At 70.7% G+C, this 21,694-nt stretch carries 17 protein-coding genes and 3 pseudogenes; 7 read left to right on the top strand and 13 right to left on the bottom strand.

What is annotated here, in order from left to right:
- Positions 1 to 5: 5 nt before the first annotated feature.
- The 3 genes from OG878_RS31480 to OG878_RS31490 are packed head-to-tail and all read right to left on the bottom strand — an operon-like array spanning position 6 to position 4,965.
- Complete coding sequence (locus OG878_RS31480; RefSeq protein WP_328889911.1) at positions 6 to 3,530, bottom strand: 5-oxoprolinase/urea amidolyase family protein; 3,525 nt, start codon at positions 3,528 to 3,530, stop codon at positions 6 to 8.
- Complete coding sequence (locus OG878_RS31485; protein ID WP_328889912.1) at positions 3,527 to 4,150, bottom strand: urea amidolyase associated protein UAAP2; 624 nt, start codon at positions 4,148 to 4,150, stop codon at positions 3,527 to 3,529. The genes OG878_RS31480 and OG878_RS31485 overlap by 4 nt, the downstream gene beginning before the upstream one ends.
- Positions 4,147 to 4,965: an urea amidolyase associated protein UAAP1 gene (locus OG878_RS31490; RefSeq protein ID WP_328889913.1), complete on the bottom strand. Its 819-nt coding sequence runs from the start codon at positions 4,963 to 4,965 to the stop codon at positions 4,147 to 4,149. The genes OG878_RS31485 and OG878_RS31490 overlap by 4 nt, the downstream gene beginning before the upstream one ends.
- 159 nt (positions 4,966 to 5,124) lie before the next feature.
- Here OG878_RS31490 and OG878_RS31495 point away from each other — a divergent pair, with 159 nt between their 5' ends.
- On the top strand, positions 5,125 to 5,757 hold the full coding sequence (locus tag OG878_RS31495; protein WP_328889914.1) for a TetR/AcrR family transcriptional regulator: 633 nt from the start codon (positions 5,125 to 5,127) through the stop codon (positions 5,755 to 5,757).
- 250 nt (positions 5,758 to 6,007) lie between these two features.
- Here the strand turns inward: OG878_RS31495 and OG878_RS31500 are convergent, their stop codons facing one another.
- The 6 genes and pseudogenes from OG878_RS31500 to OG878_RS31525 form a co-directional block, all read right to left on the bottom strand.
- Positions 6,008 to 6,463 (bottom strand): SPW repeat protein, encoded by a 456-nt coding sequence (locus OG878_RS31500; RefSeq protein WP_328889915.1) that lies wholly within the window; start codon positions 6,461 to 6,463, stop codon positions 6,008 to 6,010.
- Between the two features lie 110 nt (positions 6,464 to 6,573).
- A complete protein-coding gene (locus OG878_RS42370; protein ID WP_443049182.1) occupies positions 6,574 to 6,780 on the bottom strand; it encodes an ADP-ribosylglycohydrolase family protein in 207 nt (68 codons plus the stop codon).
- A gap of 335 nt (positions 6,781 to 7,115) precedes the next feature.
- Positions 7,116 to 8,684: an amino acid permease gene (locus tag OG878_RS31510; protein WP_328889916.1), complete on the bottom strand. Its 1,569-nt coding sequence runs from the start codon at positions 8,682 to 8,684 to the stop codon at positions 7,116 to 7,118.
- Between the two features lie 49 nt (positions 8,685 to 8,733).
- The gene (locus OG878_RS31515; RefSeq protein WP_328889917.1) at positions 8,734 to 9,753 is read right to left on the bottom strand and encodes an isopenicillin N synthase family dioxygenase; all 1,020 of its coding nucleotides are present in this window, start codon (positions 9,751 to 9,753) and stop codon (positions 8,734 to 8,736) included.
- Entirely contained in the window at positions 9,753 to 10,601 is an 849-nt protein-coding gene (locus OG878_RS31520; protein WP_328889918.1) for a hypothetical protein, read from the bottom strand. The genes OG878_RS31515 and OG878_RS31520 overlap by 1 nt, the downstream gene beginning before the upstream one ends.
- A gap of 189 nt (positions 10,602 to 10,790) precedes the next feature.
- A pseudogene (locus tag OG878_RS31525) lies at positions 10,791 to 10,901 on the bottom strand (fasciclin domain-containing protein); the annotation flags it as partial.
- Between OG878_RS31525 and OG878_RS31530 the strand changes: the two are divergent.
- A pseudogene (locus OG878_RS31530) lies at positions 10,902 to 11,222 on the top strand (DUF1295 domain-containing protein); the annotation flags it as partial.
- A 16-nt stretch (positions 11,223 to 11,238) separates the two neighbouring features.
- On the opposite strand, the gene OG878_RS31535 reads toward OG878_RS31530, so the two are convergent.
- A complete protein-coding gene (locus tag OG878_RS31535) occupies positions 11,239 to 12,603 on the bottom strand; it encodes a cryptochrome/photolyase family protein (RefSeq protein ID WP_328889919.1) in 1,365 nt (454 codons plus the stop codon).
- Between the two features lie 12 nt (positions 12,604 to 12,615).
- Positions 12,616 to 12,887, bottom strand: a pseudogene (locus OG878_RS31540) (anti-sigma factor); the annotation flags it as partial.
- Between the two features lie 175 nt (positions 12,888 to 13,062).
- Here OG878_RS31540 and OG878_RS31545 point away from each other — a divergent pair.
- The 3 genes from OG878_RS31545 (at position 13,063) to OG878_RS31555 (ending at position 15,749) form a co-directional block, all read left to right on the top strand.
- Complete coding sequence (locus tag OG878_RS31545; RefSeq protein WP_328889920.1) at positions 13,063 to 13,725, top strand: PadR family transcriptional regulator; 663 nt, start codon at positions 13,063 to 13,065, stop codon at positions 13,723 to 13,725.
- A gap of 234 nt (positions 13,726 to 13,959) precedes the next feature.
- A complete protein-coding gene (locus OG878_RS31550) occupies positions 13,960 to 14,973 on the top strand; it encodes an ATP-binding cassette domain-containing protein (RefSeq protein ID WP_328889921.1) in 1,014 nt (337 codons plus the stop codon).
- Positions 14,970 to 15,749, top strand: a complete 780-nt coding sequence (locus OG878_RS31555) for an ABC transporter permease (protein WP_328889922.1) — start codon at positions 14,970 to 14,972, stop codon at positions 15,747 to 15,749. The genes OG878_RS31550 and OG878_RS31555 overlap by 4 nt, the downstream gene beginning before the upstream one ends.
- A 116-nt stretch (positions 15,750 to 15,865) precedes the next feature.
- On the opposite strand, the gene OG878_RS31560 is transcribed toward OG878_RS31555, so the two are convergent.
- Entirely contained in the window at positions 15,866 to 16,708 is an 843-nt protein-coding gene (locus OG878_RS31560; RefSeq protein ID WP_328889923.1) for a siderophore-interacting protein, read from the bottom strand.
- Positions 16,709 to 16,754: 46 nt separating this feature from the next.
- Complete coding sequence (locus tag OG878_RS31565) at positions 16,755 to 17,663, bottom strand: 5'-3' exonuclease (protein WP_328891449.1); 909 nt, start codon at positions 17,661 to 17,663, stop codon at positions 16,755 to 16,757.
- 227 nt (positions 17,664 to 17,890) lie between these two features.
- Here OG878_RS31565 and OG878_RS31570 point away from each other — a divergent pair, with 227 nt between their 5' ends.
- A complete protein-coding gene (locus OG878_RS31570; protein WP_328889924.1) occupies positions 17,891 to 19,018 on the top strand; it encodes a quaternary amine ABC transporter ATP-binding protein in 1,128 nt (375 codons plus the stop codon).
- Positions 19,011 to 21,638 (top strand): ABC transporter permease/substrate binding protein, encoded by a 2,628-nt coding sequence (locus tag OG878_RS31575; RefSeq protein ID WP_328889925.1) that lies wholly within the window; start codon positions 19,011 to 19,013, stop codon positions 21,636 to 21,638. Before OG878_RS31570 ends, OG878_RS31575 begins: the two co-directional genes overlap by 8 nt.
- Positions 21,639 to 21,694 lie beyond the last annotated feature (56 nt).

Below are 21,694 nucleotides of genomic sequence, written 5' to 3' on the forward strand. Positions count from 1 at the left end.
GCTCCTCAGTTCGCGGCGGACGGGGCCAGGACCAGCAGGGCCGTGCCCGGTTCCACCTGGGCGCCCGGACGGGTGAGGACCTCCACGACGACGCCGTCCGCCGGGGCGTGGACCCGGGACTCCATCTTCATCGCCTCCAGGGCGAGAAGCGGCTGCCCCGCCGTCACCGCGTCGCCCGCGGCGACGTTCAGCTGCCAGACCGACGCGGCGAATTCGGCCTCCACGAGCCGGCCGCCCGGGGGCACGGTCACCTCGGCGTCCGGTGGCGCCGGCTCCGTGGCGGCCTCGGCCCGCGCGAACTCGCCCGCCTCCTCCCAGGCGTGGCGTTCGGCGGAGAACGCCGCGCCTTGGCGGGTGCGGAACTCGGCGATCGATGCGGCGTTGTCGGCCAGGAACCCCTCGTACCGCGCCAGGGAGAACTCGCCCTCCTCGATCCGCGGTACGAACCGGCCGGATGCGATGTCCGCGCGGAGCTCCAGGAGCTCGTCCGCCTCCACCGGATACCACTTGATGCGGTCGAAGAACCTCAGCAGCCACGGTGAGCCGGGCTCGAACGCCCCGCGCTGCTGCCATCCCGACCACACCTGAGTGGTGCGCCCGACGAACTGGTAGCCGCCCGGCCCCTCCATCCCGTAGATGCAGAGGTAGGCGCCGCCGATGCCGACCGAGTTCTCCGCCGTCCAGGTGCGGGCCGGGTTGTACTTGGTGGTGACCAGGCGGTGGCGCGGGTCGAGCGGGGTGGCGACCGGTGCGCCGAGATAGACGTCGCCGAGGCCCAGTACCAGGTACTCCGCGTCGAAGACCGTGCGGTACACGTCGTCGACGGAGTCCAGGCCGTTGACCCGGCGGATGAACTCGATGTTCCACGGGCACCAGGGGGCGTCGTCCCGTACCCCCGCCATGTACCGGGCGATGGCTTCGCGTGTCGCCGGATCGTCCCAGGACAACGGCAGATGCACGGTCCGCGACGGGACGGTCAGGGCGTCGGTGGGCGGGAGCGCCGACTCGGTGGCGTGGAGGAGTTCCAGGAGCCGCTGCTGGGGCAGGAGCTCGGGGTCCGTCTGGATCTGGAGCGAGCGGATGCCGGGGGTGAGACCGGTGATGCCGGGTACGGCCGCTGCGGTCAGCGCCGCCATCAGTGCGTGCACCCGCATCCGCAGGGCGAGATCCAGCTGCATCGGGCCGTACTCGACCAGCACGTTGTCGTCGCCGCTGCGGCGGTACGTGACGTCGTCGTCCCGGTACAGGATTCCGCCGTCGACGATGTCCGGGCGCCGCTCGCCGGTGATCGTGACCGGTGTGAAGCGGACCGTGTCGCCGGGCCGCAGCTGACCCAGCTTCCAGCGCTCGCCCGTCACCACCGTCGCCGGGCAGACGAAACCACCGAGCGACGGCCCGTCGGGACCGAGCAGCACCGGCATGTCGCCCGTGTAGTCGACGGCGCCCACGGAGTACGGCGTGTCATGGATGTTGGACGGATGGAGTCCGGCCTCGCCGCCGTCGGTGCGGGCCCAGCGCGGCTTGGGGCCGACCAGCCGGACACCGGTGCGGGCCGAGTTGAAGTGGACCTTCCAGTCGGCGGCGTAGAAGTCGTGGATGTCCTCCTCGGTGAAGAACTCGGGTGCGGCGTGCGGGCCTTCGGCCGCGCCGATGTGCCAGGTGCCGCCGATGTGCGGACGGTCGGCGTCCGGCACGGAGGTGCTCGACGGCCGCACTGCGCCGCCGTGCAGGACGTCTCCCGTGCGCAGGGCGCGGCCGCCGTGTCCGCCGAAGCCGCCCAGGGTGAACGTCGCCGCGCTGCCGAGGAAGCCGGGCACGTCCAGCCCGCCGCCGGCGAAGAGGACGTACGTACGCAGACCGTGCCCGTCTGGCGCGCCGACCGCGAGTGTGGCGCCTGCCGGCACGGTGAAGGGGTCCCACAGGGCGACCGGTTCGCCGTCGACCGTGACGGGAGCGGGCGCGCCCGTCACGCAGACCGTGGTCGGGTGGGTGAACCGCAGAGCCGGTCCCTGAAGCGTGCATTCGAGGCCGGGTGCGCCCGCGTCATTGCCGAGCGCGGTGTTGCCGAGCCGGAACGACAGATCGTCCATCGGGCCCGATGGCGGGACCCCGACCTGCCAGTAGCCGGTGCGGCCCGGCCAGTCCTGCACGGTGGTGAGGGTGCCGCCGGAGACCACCTCGATGCGCGGGGTCGGGTCGGTGACGGTGGCGAGCGTGGCCGTGGAGTGGGCGGCGGTACGCACCCGGTCGTCGGCGAGCGCGGCCCGCACCAGGCCGAGGTTGGTCTCTATGCCGTCGATCCGGGTGGCGGCGAGTGCCGTGTCCAGCCGGGCGAGGGCCTCGGCGCGGTCGGCACCGTAGGCGACGACCTTCGCCAGCATCGGGTCGTACGACGTCGTCACCTCCGTCCCCGTCTCGACCCAGGTGTCGACACGGACTCCCTCGGGGAACGCCACCCGGGTCAGCAGGCCCGCCCCGGGGCGGTGGTCGCGGCTCGGGTCCTCCGCGTAGATCCGGGCCTCGACGGCATGGCCGCGCGGCGCATCCGGGTCGCGTACGACATCCGTGTCGCCCTGGGCGAGGCGCAGCATCCACTCGACGAGGTCGACGCCGTGGATCTCCTCGGTGACCGGGTGTTCCACCTGGAGGCGGGTGTTGACCTCAAGGAAGTACGCCTCCGCGCGCGCCGCGTCGTACACGAACTCCACAGTGCCCGCCGAGCGGTAGCCGACCGTCGCACACAGATCCTGTGCGGAGGCGGCGAGTTGCTTGCGGACGTGCGGCGGGAGTCCCGGGGCGGGCGCCTCCTCGAGGACCTTCTGGTTGCGGCGCTGGAGCGAGCAGTCACGGTCGCCGAAGGTCACCACCCGGCCCCGGCCGTCGCCGAAGACCTGCACCTCCACATGGCGGGCGTCCTCGACGAGACGTTCGAGGAAGACACCGGCGGAGGAGAAGGACGCGGCGGCGACCCGCTGCACCCGCTCCCAGGCGTCGGCGAGTTCGTCGGCGGACCGGCAGGCCGACATCCCGATACCGCCGCCGCCGCCGGTCGCCTTGAGCATCACGGGATAGCCGATGCGGCCGGCCGCCGCCAGCGCCGACGGCAGATCGGGGAGCAGTCCCGTGCCCGGCGCGAGCGGTACGCCCGCGGCCTCGGCGGCCGCGCGCGCGGTGTGCTTGGCGCCGAACAGCTCCAGCTGCTCGGCGGTCGGGCCGACGAAGACGATTCCCGCGTCCTCGCAGCGCCGGGCGAACCCGGCGTCCTCGGAGAGGAATCCGTAGCCGGGGTGGATGGCCCCGGCCCCGGTGTCCTTCGCGGCCTTCAGGACCAGGTCGGCGTCGAGGTACGACTCCTTGGCGGGCGCGGGTCCCAGGCGTACCGCCGTGTCGGCGAGGCGCACATGGGGCGCGGAGCGGTCGGGGTCGGAGAAGACCGCGACCGTGCGCAGTCCGAGGCGGCGGGCGGTACGGATGATCCGTACGGCGATCTCGCCCCGGTTGGCCACCAGGAGGGTGTCGAAATTCGTCATGCGGTGGCCTCGCTGATGGTGGCTTCGACGGCCGTCGGCTCGAAGCCGTTGCAGGGGTTGTTGATCTGGGGGCAGTTGGAGACCAGGACCAGGACGTCCCGTTCGGCGCGCAGGGTGACCCGCAGACCGGGGGCGGAGATGCCGTCGACGATGCCGAGCGTGCCGTCCTTCTCCACGGGGACGTTCATGTACCAGTTGATGTTGGAGACGAGATCGCGCTTGCCGAGCCCGTGCCTGGCCCCTTCCGCGAGGAAGTTGTCCACGCAGGCGTGCTGCGACCAGGTGTGGTGCCCGTAGCGCAGGGTGTTGGACTCCTTGGAGCAGGCGCCGCCGACCGTGTCGTGCCGGCCGCAGGTGTCCTCGGTGACCGTCATCAGCGGGGTGTGCTCGTTGGACAGCAGCACGCTGCCGGTGGTCAGGAAGATGCTGCCCTGCGCGTGGACGGTGTCCGGCGCGCTGTAGCGGACGGCGGTGTCGTGGGCGTCGTACACCAGGAAGTCCACGGCCTGGTTGCCGTGCAGATCGGTCAGCGTGAGCTGTTCACCGGCGCGGACGACGGCGGACCAGGCGGCCCGCGCGGGAATCACGTCCGAGCGGCGGACGGTGGCGGCGACGGTCATGCGAGCCCCCTGGCGGTGAGGTGGTCGAGCGTGTTGAGGAAGGCCCGGTGGCCCTCCGGGGTGGAGTCCCAGAGCGGGTCCCCGGGCGCCGTCGGGCGGGCGCGCCAGGCCAGCACCTCCAGCGGGGTGCAGACGTAGCCGGGGCGCGGGTCCAGCGGATGCGGGACGTTGGCGATGAGCACGGTCAGGTCCTGCTCGGTGCGGAGCGTCACCGCTGCGCCGGGCCCGGCGGAACCGGTGAAGTCGAGGGCGCCGTCCTCACGTACCTCGACCCCCTGGAAGAAGGAGAGCGACGGCGGCAGATCGCGCGGCCCGAGACCGTTCTTCGCGGCGGCCAGCTTCAGCAGCTCGCGGCCTGCCGGGGACGGCGACTGCGGGGTGCCGTCGCCGTACCGCGCGGTGTTGCGGACCAGGGTCGAGGTGCCGCACAGCGCGTCGTGCCGGCCCGAGCTGTCGGCGATGACGGAGGCGAGGACCCGCCCCTGGTCGGAGAGGAGCAGCCGGTCCGCGCCCAGGTAGGCGTTCCACTGGACCTTGACCGTGTCCGCGGCGTTGAGGCGTTCCCAGGGCCGCCCGTCCACGTACAGCAGCAGATGGGCGCAGGCGTCGCCCGCGAGATCGGTGAGCCGGAGCTCGGTGCCGCGGGCGAGCACGCGGTGGGTGTAGTTGCCCCCTGCCACGGTCTCCGCCCACACGGGCGCGCCGGGGGCGGCCGCGGGCCAGTCGCTCGCGGGCACCACCGGCATGGTCGCGGTGCGGGTGCCGTGCTGGGCGCGGGCGTGGTCCCGTGCTCCCTGTGTCGTCGCTGTCGCCATGGCTGGACCTCCGGCTCGGCGTGCTGTGTCGATCACGCATTTCTGTCGCACGACAGAAATTAGGGCGCGGTCGAGTCGGGGTCATTGCCCGTCGGTTGCACGGGAGTTACCGACTGCTCACCAAGATCGGAACGGGCGTGGATGTGCGACGATCGGCCCATGTCCACCACCGGGAGAAGGGTCGGCCGTCCGCGCGCGCAGCAGCGGCCGGACAGCGGGCTGTCCGCGCGCGAGGAACTGCTGACCGCCGCCGCCGAGCTGTTCACCACCCGCGGATACGCGGCGACCACCACCCGGGCCGTCGCCGAACGGGCCGGCATGCGCCAGGCGACGATGTACCACTACGTGGCGGGCAAGGAGGACCTTCTCGCGGAGCTCCTGGAATCCACGGTCACGCCGTCACTGGCCCTGGCCGGGAGACTGCTCGCCGACGAGGCGAGGCCCGCCGAGGACCGGCTGTGGGAGCTCTGCCGCTCGGACGTGGCGCTGCTGTGCGGCGGGCCGTACAACCTGGGTGCCCTGTACGTGCTGCCCGAGGTGCGGGCCGAGCGGTTCGCCGGCTTCCACCGGGTACGGGGCGAGCTGAAGGAGGCGTACGGAACGCTGTTGGAGGCGACCCGGGCGGGGGCGGCGCTGGACGAGGGGGAGCTGGCGCTCCGTACCGATCTGGTCTTCGGGCTGATCGAGGGTGTGATCCTGGTCCGTCGCTCGCGGCCGGAACGTCCGGTGGCCGCGTTCGCGGCGGCGACGGCCGATGCGGCGTTGAGAGTCGTGGGGACGGTGCCCGGCTGACCGGCTGACCCTGCCGGGAGCGGTGTGCCTTCGGGGCCGGGCCATGCTGCGGCCGGCGCGCGTGGTGAGGACGGGTCATGTTGCGGCCGGCCCACGTGGTGCGGACGGGGCATGCCTCGGCCGGCCCGCACGATGCGGACCGGCCGACGGCCATCCGTCCTCCGTCCGTCCCGGCGGCGATCCGCCGGGCATGTGCTGAGGGCCTCTCGTCCCAGATCACGCAGGGCGCGCCTGATCCGGACGCAGGACCCTAGGTCCGACCGGTCCGACCGGTCCGACCGCTCTTCATCGAGGCGCCGACGCAGACCAGCCCGAGCAGGAGAGTCAGACCCCCGATGATGACGTTGTTGAGGATGACGCCCAGGTCGGGGCTGTTGCCGACGATCCACGTCGACAGGATCATCCAGATGCCCATGGCGCAGATGGCCCAGCTCAGGCCGTACATCCGGGCCGGCATCACGGTGAACCCGAGTCCCAGTACCGCGATCGCGATCCCCATGATCAGGTTGTGCTGCACGAGTGTGGGCTGGCTTGCGGTGAAGTGCAGCACCCACGGTGAGATGGCGCAGTAGAGACCGACGAGGAACACCGGTGCGTCCACGAGTGCCACATCGCGACCGCCGAGCACGCGGTCATATCGTTCCCGCATTTCGGAGACATCCGGGTGACTGGTTATGTCAGCGCGGGTGTGCGAGACGTTGGACATGAGAGTCGTCTCCTTCGATCCTGAAGGCCCGACCGCGGAGGGTGAAGTGCGGTGGGCGCCTCCTTCCACCATTCTGCGCTTATCTGGGCCTTATGTGCACATTTCAGCCACTATGGAATGTGCGAATCCAGGCGGCGGGCCAGGGCCGTCAGCTGGGCCGCTCGCAGGACCCGGCCCCCGTACCCCGGCAGCGGCACATGCAGCGGCTCCGTCCAGCGCGAGGGGATCGCACCGCTTCCGTGCACCGCTCCGGCCAGGCCACCGGTGACGGCCGCGACCGTGTCGGTGTCCCCGCCCGCGTCGATGGCGGCCGCCATCGCGGCCTCGAAGGTGTGTCGTACGCAGCGCCCAGACAGCGGTGCCCAGGCACGGCCATACCGCGCCGTTGAACTCCGTCGCCATGCCGGGGTGCCAGTCGGGTGCGAGGACGGTCGCCCAGCGTTCGCGCTGGTCGTCACAGACGGCGGCCAGCGCGCCCGGGACGGCGGTGAGCGGGTCGTCGCCGTTCAGCGCCACGCGGATCAGGTCATGGAGGACGGCGGTGCCCTCCCAGGCGGCTCGGTCGCCGTGCGCAGCGTGGCGCACCGGGCCGCCGGATCGAGCGCACAGCTCGTGCCCCCGCCGGTCGGCGAGGACATGGCTGCGAGGGCGGTCAGGCGCCTTCCGACAGCAATGCCGAGGGCGCGCCCTTGACCGCAACGTGCCCCCGATGTGCCCTCCAGCCACGCCAGACAGCACCGAGTACCACCGTGACCAGCAAGAACAGGACCGTGAACCACTGGAAGTACCAGTGCCCGCCCGCGGGGTCGTACACCGCTGCCCGCGGCCAGGCCAGGTTGACGGTCATCGCCAGCCCGTAGAGCAGCGCGAGCGCATTGACCGTGATGCCCCAGCGCCCCAGCGAGAACAGCGGCCGTCCCGTCTCGTCCACGGCATCCGTCCGCGCGGCGAACGTACCGCGCAGCCGGCGGACCAGCAGGGGGCCCGTCACCATCGAGTACGCGAGGTACAGCATCACGATGCAGGTGGTGCCGAGGGCCAGGAATGCGTCGGGCGAAGCGAAGTTGAGCAGCAGCAGGACCGCCGAGAGCACGCCCACGACCACCGCGGGGGCGGTCGGCATCCCGGTGCGCGCATTGACCTTCGACAGCAGGCCGGAGCACGGCAGCTGACCGTCGCGGGCCATCGAGAACAGCATCCGGCAGGCCGCCGTCTGCACCGCGAGGGTGGCCACGGCGATTGCGATCACGACGTCCACCAGGAGCACCCGGCCGACTCCGTCACCGAGGCTGCTGGTCAGCACATAACTCATGCCGTCGACCGCGAGACGACCGTCGGTCAGACTGGGCGCCGCCAGCAGCCCGCCCAGCACCAGCAGCCCGCCGAGGAGACCGGCAGCGCCCAGGGCGGAGAGGATCGTGCGCGGGGCGGTACGGCGCGGATTGCGGGTCTCCTCGCTCATCTCGCCCGCGCTGTCGAAACCGATCATGACGTACGCGGCCGTGAACGAACCCACCAGCAGCGCGCCGAACACCCCCGTCCCGGCGCCGTCGGTGTGGAAGGTGACGGACGGGGTGCGTTCGGAGTGGGTCAGCAGCAGGACGACGATCAGGACGGCGCCGATGATCTCGGCGGTGACACCGACCCGGTTGATCGCCGACATCACGCGGTTGTCGACGATGTTCACCAGCGTGGTCAGGACCAGCAGGGCGGTGCCGAGCAGCGCCGCGTTCGTGGCACCCGTCGGCGACAGCGGGGCGGGGTCGCCGCCGATCAGCTGGAATCCCGACCAGATGGGCGGCATCACCATCTGCAGGGCCAGCGCGGCCGCGGCGACCACCACGATCTGGCCGATGACCATGATCCAGCCCGCGAACCAGCCGAAGGTGAGGTTGGACAGGCGCGACGACCACTGGTAGATCGCGCCGGATATCGGGTAACGGGCGGCGAGTTCGGCGAAACAGGCGGCGACCAGCAGCTGGCCGATCAGCACTGCGGGCCAGGCCCAGAAGAAGACGGGGCCGCCGAAGGAGTAGCCGACGGCGAAGAACTGGAAGACCGTCGTCAGGACCGAGATGAAGGAGAAGCCGGCGGCGAACGAGGCGTAGCGGCCGAGGCTGCGGTGGAGCTCCTGGCGGTAGCCGAACTCCTGGAGGGGAGAGCCGGATTCGGCGGGGACGGGCGGATCGGGGAGTACGTCGGTGGGGGCGGTGACGGACATGGCAGCACCTGCTCTCAGGGACGGGGAGGGGAGGGGAGGGGAGCGCCGTTCAGGCGCGAGGGGCGTGGCGTGCTTCCTGGCCGAAGGAGGAGAGGGGCAGGGCGCCCGCGGGCAGGGTGATCTCGCCGGCGGCCAGCCGTTGCCGGAGATAACCGAAGGTCTGGACGGTCTGCGCGTAGAGGTGTTCGCCGGCGACGACACCGGGGCGCGCGGGCCGGCCGGGGCCGGTGGAGCCGGGCAGCGGGGCGATGGGGGTGTCGTAGTCGACCGTGCAGAACAGCGGGAAGGAGTAGCGCTCCTCGGTGACCCTGCGGACGCGGTGCGAGGTGGCGGCGAACTCGCCGTTGGTCCAGAGCTCCAGCAGGTCACCGGTGTTGACGACGAAGCAGTCGTCGAGCGGCGGTGCGTCGATCCACTCGCCGGCCCCGTTCATCACCTCCAGGCCGGGGGCGGTGGGGCGCAGCAGGGTGAAGCATTCGTAGTCGGTGTGGGCGCCGATGCCGGGGCGGTCCTCCGCCGTCGGGTCGTACGGGTAGTGGATCAGCCGGAGCTGACTGGTGGGGCGGGTGAGATACGGGGCGAACGCGTTCCGCGGCAGGCCGAGCGCCTCGGCGAAACCCCCGAACAGGGTGTGGCCCAGGGCGAGGGCGGCGTCGTACCAGGCGGTGACCGGCCCACGGAACCCGGACAGCGCCGGCCACTGGTTGGATCCGAGCAACGGACCGGTGGTGTCGGGGAGTTCGAGGGAGAGATCGAAGGCTTCCTTGCGGTCGGCGGTGGCGCCTGCGAAGACTTCCTCGCCCTCGGGGACGTAACCGCGATGGTTGGACGACTTCCCGATCCAGCAGGCCATCTTCTCCTCGACGGGCTGGGCGAAGAACGCCTTCGCGGCATCGAGCAGCCGGTCGAAGAGCGCGGGGTCGATTCCGTGACCCGAGAGGTAGAGGAAGCCGGTCTCGCGCGCGGCGCGCCCCAACTGGGCGACTGTGCGGGCGCGTTCTTCGGGGTGGCCGGTGCGCAGGGCCGTGATGTCCACGACCGGGAGCTCGGTGAAGGAGGTCGGGGACATCAGCGGTTGCCTTCCGGTACGGGCGCAGACGCGGTGAGGGCAGTGGATCCGGCGGAGTGGAGCGCGGCGAGGAGTCCCTCGGCGGCGGTGATCTCGAAGGCCCGGGTGTACGGGGTGCCATCGGCCCGCGCGTCGCTCACCAGCAGTCCCGCACAGCCGTCGAGCGTCGGGGCCGGTACGGCGCCCACCCGGTGCGGCAGCGTCGAGCGCTCGACGGCCCACCTGCCGTGGTCGATGCGCCCGAGGGAGAGCTCGAAGTCGAGGACGGCCCGGGCCCTGCCGATGTCGGCGGCGCCTTGTACCAGTTCGGCCGGCGAGGTATCGGTGGGCACCGCTTCGGGCCGGTCGCGCACCAGGGCGAACCGGTCACCGGCCCGGACCAGCAGGCCCGCACAGCCGGTCTCCGGATCGAACATCTCGACGGCGGCGGACGGGCCGGCGGTGCGCACCGGGCGCCAGTGTTCGAGGTACGGGACGTGCACGCCCGTCTCGACGAGCACGGCGCCCTCGCGGCGCAGCCGCCCGGCGTCCGGGAGCGCGACGGGCGCGAAGTCGAGCGTGCGGGCCCAGTGGAACACATCGGAGCGCTGCCGCAGCCGTCCCGCGAAGGCCTCCTGACGGGTGAGCGCGAGCAGCTCTTCGAAGCGCAGGCCGGACAGGGAGGTGACGCCGGTGTGGCGAGGATGGTTCGCGGGCTGCCGCAGATCCGCGTACCGGGCGGGGCCCTGTACCCAGGTCACGCCGGTGGTGGTGTCCCGGCGTCCGTCCGCGTCGACGAGCAGCGAACGGCGCCAGACACCGGTCAGTTCGGGGACGGAGGGCGGGAGGGTGTGCGGCTTCGCGGACATGGCGGCCCCTTGCGGCGCAGCGGCCGGAGCCGCATTCCTGTCGGATGACAGAAATTAGGGAGAGCCTGTTTCCGCCGAATGACACGGCCGTGTCCGTGCGGCGCCGAAGTGCTCACTGCGGTCGTGCACGGCAGTGACCGGCCGGGGCGGTGAAGCAGCCCCCGGCCGGCCGGTGGTGTCCCTGTGACGCTACTGCGGGGGCATCAGGACGGTGTCGACGATGTACACCGTGGCGTTGGCGGTCGGGACGTTGCCGCAGACGACCTTCGAGGTGTCATTCACCGTGTACGTCATGGCCGAGCGGTCGGCGACCGGCAACTGGCCCGTCTCAAGGCCGATCCTGCCCACCGGGGGCGGATCGTGGACCGCGGCCTGTGGTCGTGGACCCGCCACCCCAACTACTTCGGTGACTTCTGCGTCTGGTGGGGACAGTTCCTGATCGTCTGCGCGGAGCCGGCCGTGGCGGCGGTCGCGCTCGTCTCGCCGCTGGCGATGAGTTTCCTGCTGATCCGGGGCAGCGGGAAGGCGCTGCTGGAGCGGCATATGGCGGGGCGGCCGGGCTGTGCCGAGTGCACCGCCCGGACCAGCGGGTTCTTCCCGCGGCCGCCGAGGAGGGGGTGACGTCGGCAGTCGGCGGTCAGTCGAGGCCGCGCGCCCGTTCGAAGCGGGCGCGGGCCTCGGTCAGCTTCACCACAGGGTCCGGGTAGCCGAGCCGCGCCCGGTCCGGGCCGGCGAGTTTCCACGGCTCGTGGACCGCCGCGCCCTCCATGCCTGCCAGTTCCGGCACCCAGCGCCGTACGTACGTGCCGCGTGGATCGAACCGCCTGCCCTGGACCACCGGATTGAGCACCCGGTTGGGGCGGGTGTCCGTACCGGTGCCCGCCACCCACTGCCAGTTGAGCTGATTGTTGGCCAGATCCCCGTCGACCAGGAGATCCAGAAAGTGCCGGGCACCGATGCGCCAGTCCACGTACAGCGTCTTCGTGAGAAAGCTCGCGACCAGCATCCGGCCCCGATTGTGCATCCAGCCCTCGTGCGCCAGCTGTCGCATCGCCGCGTCGACCAGCGGATAGCCGGTGAGTCCGGCTCGCCAGGCCTCGATCTCGTCGGGGTCGGACCGCCACCGGTCGCCCCGCGGACGGTAGTCGGCCCACGCGGCATCCGGCCGGGCGGCGAGCACCTGGTGGTGGAAATCCCGCCACGCCAGCTGCCGCACGAAGGCGTCGGCGCCCGGTCCGCCCTTCTCGCGCGCCCGGTGCACCAGTTCGGCCGCGGAGAGGCAGCCGAAGTGCAGATACGGCGACAGCCGGGACGTCGCGTCCCCGCCGAGGTCGTCGTGGCCGGTCCCGTAGTCGGCCATCGGGCCGTGCAGCCAGGAGGTCAGCAGCCTGCGCCCTGCCGCCTCGCCGCCCTCGGCAACTCCCGGGGAGACGCCCGTCACCTCCGCTCGCGCCGGCAGCGGCGCGGACTTCGCGGCGTCCGGCACCCGTACCGTCCGCGGACTCGCCAGGGTGCCCCTCACCCCCGCCTCCTCCCAGCGGCGGAAGTACGGGGTGAACACGGCGAAATGGTCACGGCCCGCCGGGAGGACCCGGCCCGGGGCGAGCGCGGTGATCACTGCGTCATGGACGTGCAGCGTGCAGCCGACGGCGCCGAGAGCCGTACGCAGCCGCTCCTCGCGTTCCCTCGCGTACCCGCTCACCCCGGCCGCGATGTGCAGACTTTGCGCACCCGTCTCCCCGACCACGGCGCAGGCCGCGGCGACCACGTCGGCACTGCGGACGACGAGCCGGCCGCCGCGGCGGCGCAGCCCCGCGTCGAGGTCGACGAGGCAGTCGGCGAGGAACGCCCGCCGGTTCGGCACGTCGAAACCGGCCCGGCGGATGCCGTCGTCCTCGACGAAGAGGGGGACGACGGCATCCGTCTCGCGCACTGCCGCGGACAGTACGGGGTTGTCGTGCAGCCGCAGATCGGAGGTGAACAGCGCCACCGAGACGGTCATGGCAGGGGCCTCTCATACGGTCGGGAAGGTCAGCAGCGCCAGCGGCGCGGAGGTCGGCTGCGCGGAGCCGCCGGCCGGCTCGACGGTGATTCCTATGGCCGACGCTCCGTCGACCGGTCCGTCCAGCAGCACGGTGCCGCTCGTCGCCGCCCGGTTCATCAGCCCTGCGGACCGCATGGTCCGTGGTCGTCGAACCACAACTGGTACACCGTGCCACGGGGCGGCGGCTCCATCCGCGAGGCCACGAACACGGCCCGGTTCTCGCTCCGCGAGACCACGACCGTGTACGCGCATCGGTTGAGTGGGGTGATTCGGAGCCGACGTCAGCGCGGATTGGTCGGTGGGCGAAATCCTTCCACGCCGCGCCGAATTCGCGATACATCGCGGTTGACGCGTAAGAGTGATCGCGATATGTTCGTGAACGAGTATTCGACGGCGAAGTGAAGGGCGGTGGGGAAAGTGGCCAAGCGCCGCAAGCTCAGCAACCCACTGGCGCTGACGGTGATGGTTCTGCTCGCGGAGCGGTCCATGCATCCGTACGAGATCGCCCAGACGCTTCGCCGGCGAGGCAAGGAACACAGCGTCAAGATCAATTTCGGCTCGCTGTACACCGTCGTCCAGAACCTGGAGAAGCACGGCTACGTCGAGGTCGCCGGTGTGCAGCGTCAGGGCAACCGTCCCGAGCGCACGCTCTACGGCCTCACCGAGTCGGGGCGCGCCGAAATGGTCGACTGGCTCTCCGATCTGCTGGCTGCGCCGGCCGCCGAGTACCCGGTCTTCGAGACCGCGCTCTCGCTGCTGCCGGTCCTGCCGCCGGAGGACGTGGCGGATCTGCTGGAGACCCGGGAAGCGGCACTGGAGCTCCAGTCCGCGGCACTCCGGGGTGTCCTCGGCCGGCTGACGGAGAAACTGCCCCGGGTGTTCGTCGTGGAGACCGAGTACCAGCTCCACATGATCGACGCGCAGCTGGGGTGGATCAAGAAATTCCGCACGGAGCTCGACGACGCCACGATCAGCGGCATCGAGGAGTGGAAGTCCTTCCACGAGACCGGTGAAGTGCCGCAGGACTGGCAGGACCTGGACGAACAGGAGATCGTCCTCGACCCGGAGCGGAAGACGTAGCGCAGTACCTCACAAGCAGCAGGAGCACTACCGGAGAAAAAGTACCGGAGACGAGGAAAGACCCTGACGGAGGCTGTTGGAGCAGCGCCCGCCAGGGTCTCGAACCCCGGACCGGCCACGCCGTGAGGGCGAGCCGGGCGATCGAGGTGCGGCACACCCAGGATAGCCCGGCGCTCTTCGCGCGGATCGGTTCGGCATGCCCGAACACCCCGCTGACCACAGGAGAGCTCTGTCATGAGCACCCGTGCGCCCGCAGTAGAGGCGCGACAACTGATCAAGACCTATCCCGGCGAAGTCACCGCACTGAACGGCATGGACCTCACCGTCGGTGCCGGCACGGTCTTCGGACTCCTCGGCCCCAACGGCGCCGGCAAGTCCACCACCGTGAAGATCCTCACCACCCTCGCCCGCCCTGACTCCGGCGCTGCGACGGTCGCCGGACACGACGTCCTGCGCCACCCCGACCGGGTCCGCCGCGCGATCGGCGTCGTCGCCCAGAGGTCCGGCGCCGACCCGGTCGCCACCGGCCGGGAGAACCTGCTGCTGCAGGGCAGGCTCTACGGGATGCGGGGCGCCGCGGTGCAGCGCCGCGCCGACGAGCTGCTGGACCGCTTCGATCTCGCCGACGCCGCCAAGCGCCAGGTCAAGGGGTACTCCGGGGGGATGCAGCGCCGTCTCGACGTGGCCCTCGGTCTGGTCCACCGGCCCGAGGTGCTGTTCCTCGACGAGCCCACCACCGGACTCGACCCCGAGGCCCGTGCGGCCATGTGGGACGAGATCTCCCGACTGGCCGGCGACGAGGGCCTCACCATCGTGCTCACCACGCACTACCTGGAGGAGGCCGACCGGCTGGCCGAACGCATCGCGATCGTCGACCGCGGCCGGATCGTCGTCGAGGGCACCCCCGACGAGCTCAAGGGCGAACTCCGGGGCGATGCCGTGCACATGGAGCTGTGCGCCGAGGGTGACCGTACGGCGATCGCCGCCGCCCTCGCCGCGGTGCCCGGGGTGTACGAGGTACTGGCCGACGGCCGCCGGGTGAGCGTCCGCGCCGAGGACGGCGCAGCCGCCGTCCCTGTCCTGCTGACCACCCTGGAGCGGGCCGGAGCCTCGGTCGTCGCCGCCACCGTCGCCCGCCCCTCCCTCGACGACGTCTATCTGCGCTACGCCGGACGCCGCTTCTCCGAGGCCGAGGCCGCAGGTGACGGGCAGGCCCTCGCTCCGATCGCCGCAGGAGGCGCCCGATGACCGGTCGGACCCTCGCTCAGACCTGGTACATGACTCAGCGTCAGCTGATGGCGATCGTCAGGCAGCCGGTCTTCCTGGCCATCTCCCTGATCCAGCCGGTGATCTGGCTGTTCCTGTTCGGCAACCTCTTCAAGAAGGTCGTCGAGCTCGGCGGCTTCGGCACCACGTCCTATCTGGACTACCTGATCCCGGGCATCGTGGTGATGAGCGCGCTCGGATCGAGCATGTGGGCCGGGATGGGGACCCTGGAGGAGATCGAGCGGGGCACGCTCAACCGTTTCCTGACCACTCCGGTCAGCCGGAACGCGCTGATGAACGCCAACGTCGTGCAGAACGGCATCAGCACCGCCGTGCAGTCGGTGATCATCGTGCTGCTCGGCTGGGCTGCCGGCGCCAGGTATCCCGGCGGCGCCGGTGGCCTGCTGATTCTCCTCGTCGCGTCGATCCTGCTCGGCACCGTCTTCGGCGCGCTCTCCAACGCCCTGGGGATGCTGGTCCGCCAGCGTGAGTCGATCATCGGCATCAACACCTTCCTGCTGCTGCCGCTGACCTTCCTCTCGTCCTCGTTCATGGCGCCCAGCCAGATGCCGTCCTGGATGCGGAACATCGCCGACTTCAACCCGGTCAACTGGGCGATGGTGGCGGGCCGTTCCGCACTCACCGCCGACCCCGACCGGGGCCTGGTGCTCAGCCGCGGGGGAGCGCTGCTGGCCCTCTCGGTGGCGGCGGTGTGGCTGTCGACCCGCACCTTCCGCTCGTACCAGAAGTCCGTCTGACGGCGGACGCCGCGGCGGGAGTGACGCGAGCGCCACGGCGTCGAGCCGGTCCGGGAACCTCGTCCCGGACCGGCTCGGCCGTACAGGCCGGCAGCGGCCCCACGGGTCGCCGGAACCTACGCGGCGATCTCCTGCTCGCGCTCCACCTGCGCGTTCCACTCCCGCTTCACCGAGCGCCACGCGTCGTCGTTCTGGCCGAGGCGCCAGTAGCCGGAGATCGACAGCTGCGACAGCGGTATCTTCCGGTCGAGGCGCAGATGGCGGCGGATCTCCTTCACGAAGCCCGCCTCGCCGTGCACGAACGCCTGCACCTCGCCCGCCGGGAAGTCCAGCGACTTCACCGCCGCGGTCAGGGCCTCGCCGACCGGCCGGTCACCGCGGTGCAGCCAGGTGAGCCGCACCCCGTCGGCCGTCCCGACCTCCTGCTCCTCGGAGGCGTCCGCCACCTCGATGTACGCGTGCGCCACCGCGCCCGCGGGCATCTGCTCGAGCGCCGCGGCGATCGCCGGCAGGGCGCTCTCGTCGCCGGCCAGGAGATGCCAGTCCGCCGATGCGTCCGGCCCGTAGCCGCCGCCGGGGCCCAGGAACGTCACCGGGTCGCCGGGGGCCGCCCGCAGTGCCCACGGGCCTGCCAGGCCCTCGTCGCCGTGCACCACGAAGTCGATCGTCAGCTCGCGGGCGGCCGGGTCCCAGAACCGGACCGTGTAGGTGCGGGTGGTGGGCCACAGCTCGCGCGGGTACTCCTCGCGGATGCGGGCCATGTCGAAGGGGTGCGCATAGTCGGCACCCTCGGGGGCGAAGCAGAGCTTGACGTAGTGGTCGGAGAACCCGGACAGCGCGAAGCCGGCCAGGCCGTCACCGCCGAGCACCACGCGCATCATGTGCGGCGTGATCCGCTCGGTGCGCACGACCTGGGCCCCCTGCGCCGTGGGTGCCTGCCGCGCCGGTCGTTCTGCCACGAGGTTCTCCCTGGTCCGAATGCTTAGGCTTACCTAAGCTAGCACTTCATGCCCGGAGCGTGGACAGCAGGCGCTGCAGGGCCCCGCCGAGCCCCCACCGGTCGGCCAGAGCCTCGAGGGCGGCGGGATCGCGCGGCTCGGTGGGCAGCGCCGGATCGAACGCGGGCAGCGGTACGTCACCGGCGACCCGGACCACCGTCGGTGCGACGGCCACATAGTCGCGCGCCTCGTCGAGCCGCTTGCGCTGCGAGGGGGTCAGCCGGGCCGCCGGATCGTCCACCGCGGCCATGATCCCGGCGAGATCACCGAAGGCGTCCAGCAGCTTCGCCGCCGTCTTCTCGCCGATGCCGGGGACGCCCGGCAGGCCGTCGCTCGGGTCGCCGCGCAGCAGCGCCAGATCGGCATAGCCGGAGCCGTCCACCCCGTACTTCTCACGCAGCCACGCCTCGTCCGTCAGCTGCAGCGACCCGACGCCCTTCAGCGGGTAGAGCACCCGCACCCCGCGGGCGTCGTCGACCAGCTGGTAGAGATCCCGGTCGCCGGTGACGATGTCCACCGGGCCGGTGGCGAGGCGGGTGAGCGTGCCGATCACGTCGTCCGCCTCGTAGTGCGCGACACCGACCCGGGCGATACCGAGCGCGTCGAGGACGTCCTCGATGACCGGAACCTGCGGGGCCAGCGTGTCGGGGGTCTCCTCCTCGTCGGGCAGCCCTTCGGCGGTCTCCACGGCGACGCGGTGCGCCTTGTACGAGGGGATCAGCTCGACCCGCCAGTGCGGCCGCCAGTCCGCGTCCATGCAGGCCACCAGTTCGTCCGGCCGGTGGTCCTGGACGAGCCGCGCGATGAAGTCGAGCAGTCCGCGCACGGCGTTGACGGGCGTGCCGTCCGGTGCGCGCACCGAATCGGGGACGCCGAAGTAGGCGCGGTAGTAGAGGGAGGCGGTGTCGAGGAGCATCAGGCGTCGCGTCACACCCCGATCATGCCGCACCCCACTGACACCGACCGGAAGGTGAACTGGGTCACTCTTCCGTTTGGCTTGTTTCGGTGCGGGCAGGCGCGCCACCGGAGCGGATCACGTCGCAGTTTCAACTACTGCATGTGCCAAGCGGACCGATTCCGCACCGCTCCACGGTCTGCCGGAGGGGGTGGCAGACCGTTTTCGGTTCAACGCGTGAGGTGTATGTGTCAAGGCTGCAAGCCGACCACCTGTACAAGGTGTTCGGCAGACGACCCGATCAAGCCGTGCGGAAACTCGAGAGCGGCACGGACCGCGACGAGCTGCGCGCCGACGGAACGACCGCAGCGGTGATCGACGCCTCGTTCACCGTCGAACCGGGGCAGATCTTCGTCGTGATGGGTCTGTCCGGATCCGGCAAGTCCACGTTGCTGCGGATGCTCAACGGACTGCTGGACCCCACAGCCGGACGCGTACTGTTCGACGGCCAGGACCTGACCGCCCTGAGCCCCCGCGAACTCCGCCACGTCCGCTCCTCGAAGATCAGCATGGTCTTCCAGCACTTCGCCCTCTTCCCGCACCGCAGCGTCCTGGAGAACGCCGCGTACGGCCTGGAGGTGCAGGGTGTGCCGCGCGCCGAGCGCGAGCAGCGCGCCGCCGAGGCGCTGGAGCTGACCGGCCTCGCCGGCTGGGAGAAGTCCTGGCCCGACGAGCTCTCCGGCGGCATGCAGCAGCGTGTCGGCCTGGCCCGCGCGCTCGCCACAGACGCCGATCTGCTGCTGATGGACGAGTCCTTCAGCGCGCTCGACCCACTGATCCGCCGCGACATGCAGGACCAGCTGCTCGAACTGCAGAAGAGGCTCAAGAAGACCATCGTCTTCATCACGCACGACCTCAACGAGGCCATGCGCCTCGGTGACCGGATCGCCGTGATGCGGGACGGAAAGATCGTCCAGCTCGGCACGGCCGAGGACATCCTCGTCACCCCGGCCAACGACTACGTCGCCTCCTTCACCCAGGACGTCGACCGCTCCCGGGTGCTGACCGCGGGCGCCGTCATGGCCGAGCCGCACACCGTCCTGGGCACCGAGGCGGATGACGGCACGGAGCTCCGTACCCCCGCGGACATCCTCCGGTCGGCGCCGGCCACGGTCTCCGAGTCCACCCCGATCATCGAGCTGTTCACGCCCTGCTCGCGCAGCGGAGTCGCGGTCGCCGTCACCGACGCCGACGGCAAGCTCGTCGGGGTCGTCCCCCGGTCCCGGCTGCTCGCCGTCCTCGGCGAGCCGATGAGCCCCATCGAGGTCCCGCCGGCTGCCGCCACCACCGCGAAGAAGGTGGCCGCCGATGCCTAGGATCCCGCTCGGTGCATGGGTGGACAGTGCGGTCGACTGGCTGCAGACCCACCTGGCCTGGCTCTTCGACGCGATCAGCTCGGTCGTCAGCGGCATGTTCGACGGCATAGCCGCCGTACTCTCCGCCCCCTCCCCGCTGCTCTTCGCGGGCATCCTCGCCGTCGTCGCCTGGTGGCTGCGCGGTCTCCTCGCGGGCGTACTGGCCTTCGTGGGCTTCGCACTCATCGACTCGATCGAGTTGTGGGACGAAGCGATGGACACCCTCACCCTGGTGCTCGTCGCCACCCTCGTCACACTGGTGCTGGCCGTGCCGCTCGGCATCTGGGCGGCACGCTCGAAGACCGTCTCCGCGGTGACCCGGCCCGTCCTCGACTTCATGCAGACCATGCCCGCCATGGTCTATCTGATTCCCGGCGTCATCTTCTTCGGCGTCGGCGTCGTCCCCGGCATCATCGCCACCATCATCTTCGCCCTGCCCCCGGGCGTCCGGATGACCGAGCTCGGCATCCGTCAGGTCGACGGCGAACTCGTCGAGGCGGCCGAGGCCTTCGGCACCACCTCGCGCAACACCCTGCTGCGGGTGCAGCTGCCGCTCGCCCTGCCCACGATCATGGCGGGCATCAACCAGGTCATCATGCTGGGCCTGTCCATGGTGGTCATCGCCGGCATGGTCGGCGGCGGCGGCCTCGGCGGCTCCGTGTACCGCGCCATCGGCAACGTCGACGTCGGCCTCGGCTTCGAGGCGGGTGTCTCCATCGTCATCCTCGCCATGTACCTGGACCGGATGACCGGCGCGCTCGGCCGCGAGGTCTCCCCGCTGGCCCGCCGCGCGCTCGCCAGGGCCCAGTCGGTGGCCGGCGGACTGAAGATCTGGAACTACCGCCCGCAGCCCGCCGTCGCGGTCGTCGGCGTCGTCGTCCTCGCCCTCGTCGCAGGCGGCATGGGCATGTTCGGTACGGCGAAGCAGGACACCGGTGCGGCCACCGCGGCCACGGACATCGGCAAGGGCAAGAAGATCACCATGGGATACATCCCGTGGGACGAGGGCATCGCCTCCACCTTCCTGTGGAAGGAACTGCTGGAGCAGCGCGGCTTCGAGGTCGACGTCAAGCAGTACGAAGCAGGCGCGCTCTACACCGGTATGGCGGGCGGCCAGATCGACTTCGAGACCGACTCCTGGCTCCCGGTCACCCACGCCACGTACTGGAAGAAGTACAAGGACCGCCTGGAGGACATGGGTTCCTGGTACGGCCCCACCTCCCTGGAGCTGGCCGTCCCCTCGTACGTGAAGGGCGTCGACTCGCTCGACGACCTCAAGGGCAAGTCGTCCGACTTCAAGGGACGGATCGTCGGCATCGAGCCGAGCGCCGGTGAGACGGGCCTGCTCAAGGACAAGATCCTGCCGGGCTACGGCCTCGACAAGGAGTACAAGGTCGTCGACGGCTCGACGCCGTCGATGCTCGCCGAGCTGAAGCGCGCGTACGCCAAGAAGGAACCGATCGTCGTCCCGCTGTGGTCGCCGCACTGGGCGTACAACCAGTACGACCTCACCAAGCTCAAGGACCCCAAGAACCTCTGGGGCAAGGGTGACGGCATCCACACCCTGACCCGCACGGGCTTCGCCGACGACAACCCCGAGGTCGGCAAGTGGCTCAAGAACTTCAAGATGAGCGAGGACCAGCTCACGAGTCTTGAGGCGAAGATCCAGACGACCGGCAAGGGCAAGGAGCAGGACGCTGTCCGCGCCTGGCTGAAGGACAACCCTGGCGTCGCCGACAAGTGGACGCCCGTGGCCAGGGCGGCGAAGGGCGCGAGCGGCAAGGACGAGCGCGACCGCACCGTCGAGATGGCCTGGTTCCCCTGGGAGGAGGACATCGCCGCCACGTACCTGTGGAAGGCCGTCCTGGAGGAGCGCGGCTACAAGATCGACCTGAAGCAGTTCGAGGTCGGCCCGATGTATGCCGCGATGTCCCGCGGCCAGCTCGACGTGCAGTTCGACGGCTGGCTGCCGTACACCCAGAAGAACTACTGGAACACGTACGGCTCCCGGCTCACCGACCTCGGATCGTGGTACGGGCCGACCTCGCTGGAGATCGCCGTCCCCTCGTACGTCAAGGGCATCACGTCGTACAAGGACCTCAAGGGCCGCGGTGACGAGTTCAAGAACCGCATCATCGGCATCGAGCCCGGCACCGCGACCATGGCCAACCTGAAGAACAACGTGCTGCCTGCCTACGGCCTCGACAAGGAGTACAAGGTCGTCGACAGCTCCACGCCGTCGATGCTCGCCGAGCTGAAGCGTGCGTACGCCAAGAAGGAGCCGATCGCGGTCATGCTCTGGACGCCGCACTGGGCGTACAACGAGTACGACCTCACGAAGCTGAAGGACCCGAAGAAGGCCTTCGGCAACGGCGACACGATCCGGACGATCGCGAGCAAGGACTTCCCGAAGAACTACCCGCAGCTGACCAAGTGGTTCAAGGACTTCAAGCTCAGCGAGCAGCAGCTGGCCGGACTGGAGAACGAGATCCAGCAGCGCGGTACGGGTCACGAGGAGGAAGCCGTGAAGGCCTGGATGGACAAGAATCCGGGCATCGCCGACACGATGGCTCCCCAGTAGGGAACCGGAACAGCCGGAAGGGGTGGGCGCCGCCATGAGGGCGGGTCCACCCCTTC

The organism is Streptomyces sp. NBC_00316, from assembly GCF_036158715.1.
In the GTDB taxonomy this organism is placed as follows: Bacteria; Actinomycetota; Actinomycetes; order Streptomycetales; family Streptomycetaceae; genus Streptomyces.

Excerpts from the sequence above, each read along its gene's own strand:
- OG878_RS31480 (WP_328889911.1), bottom strand. The coding sequence starts at position 3,530 with ATGACGAATTTCGACACCCTCCTGGTGGCCAACCGGGGCGAGATCGCC.
- OG878_RS31485 (WP_328889912.1), bottom strand. The coding sequence starts at position 4,150 with ATGACCGTCGCCGCCACCGTCCGCCGCTCGGACGTGATTCCCGCGCGG.
- OG878_RS31490 (WP_328889913.1), bottom strand. The coding sequence starts at position 4,965 with ATGGCGACAGCGACGACACAGGGAGCACGGGACCACGCCCGCGCCCAG.
- OG878_RS31495 (WP_328889914.1), top strand. The coding sequence starts at position 5,125 with ATGTCCACCACCGGGAGAAGGGTCGGCCGTCCGCGCGCGCAGCAGCGG.
- OG878_RS31500 (WP_328889915.1), bottom strand. The coding sequence starts at position 6,463 with ATGTCCAACGTCTCGCACACCCGCGCTGACATAACCAGTCACCCGGAT.
- OG878_RS42370 (WP_443049182.1), bottom strand. The coding sequence starts at position 6,780 with ATGGCGGCCGCCATCGACGCGGGCGGGGACACCGACACGGTCGCGGCC.
- OG878_RS31510 (WP_328889916.1), bottom strand. The coding sequence starts at position 8,684 with ATGTCCGTCACCGCCCCCACCGACGTACTCCCCGATCCGCCCGTCCCC.
- OG878_RS31515 (WP_328889917.1), bottom strand. The coding sequence starts at position 9,753 with ATGTCCCCGACCTCCTTCACCGAGCTCCCGGTCGTGGACATCACGGCC.
- OG878_RS31520 (WP_328889918.1), bottom strand. The coding sequence starts at position 10,601 with ATGTCCGCGAAGCCGCACACCCTCCCGCCCTCCGTCCCCGAACTGACC.
- OG878_RS31535 (WP_328889919.1), bottom strand. The coding sequence starts at position 12,603 with ATGACCGTCTCGGTGGCGCTGTTCACCTCCGATCTGCGGCTGCACGAC.
- OG878_RS31550 (WP_328889921.1), top strand. The coding sequence starts at position 13,960 with ATGAGCACCCGTGCGCCCGCAGTAGAGGCGCGACAACTGATCAAGACC.
- OG878_RS31555 (WP_328889922.1), top strand. The coding sequence starts at position 14,970 with ATGACCGGTCGGACCCTCGCTCAGACCTGGTACATGACTCAGCGTCAG.
- OG878_RS31565 (WP_328891449.1), bottom strand. The coding sequence starts at position 17,663 with ATGCTCCTCGACACCGCCTCCCTCTACTACCGCGCCTACTTCGGCGTC.
- OG878_RS31575 (WP_328889925.1), top strand. The coding sequence starts at position 19,011 with ATGCCTAGGATCCCGCTCGGTGCATGGGTGGACAGTGCGGTCGACTGG.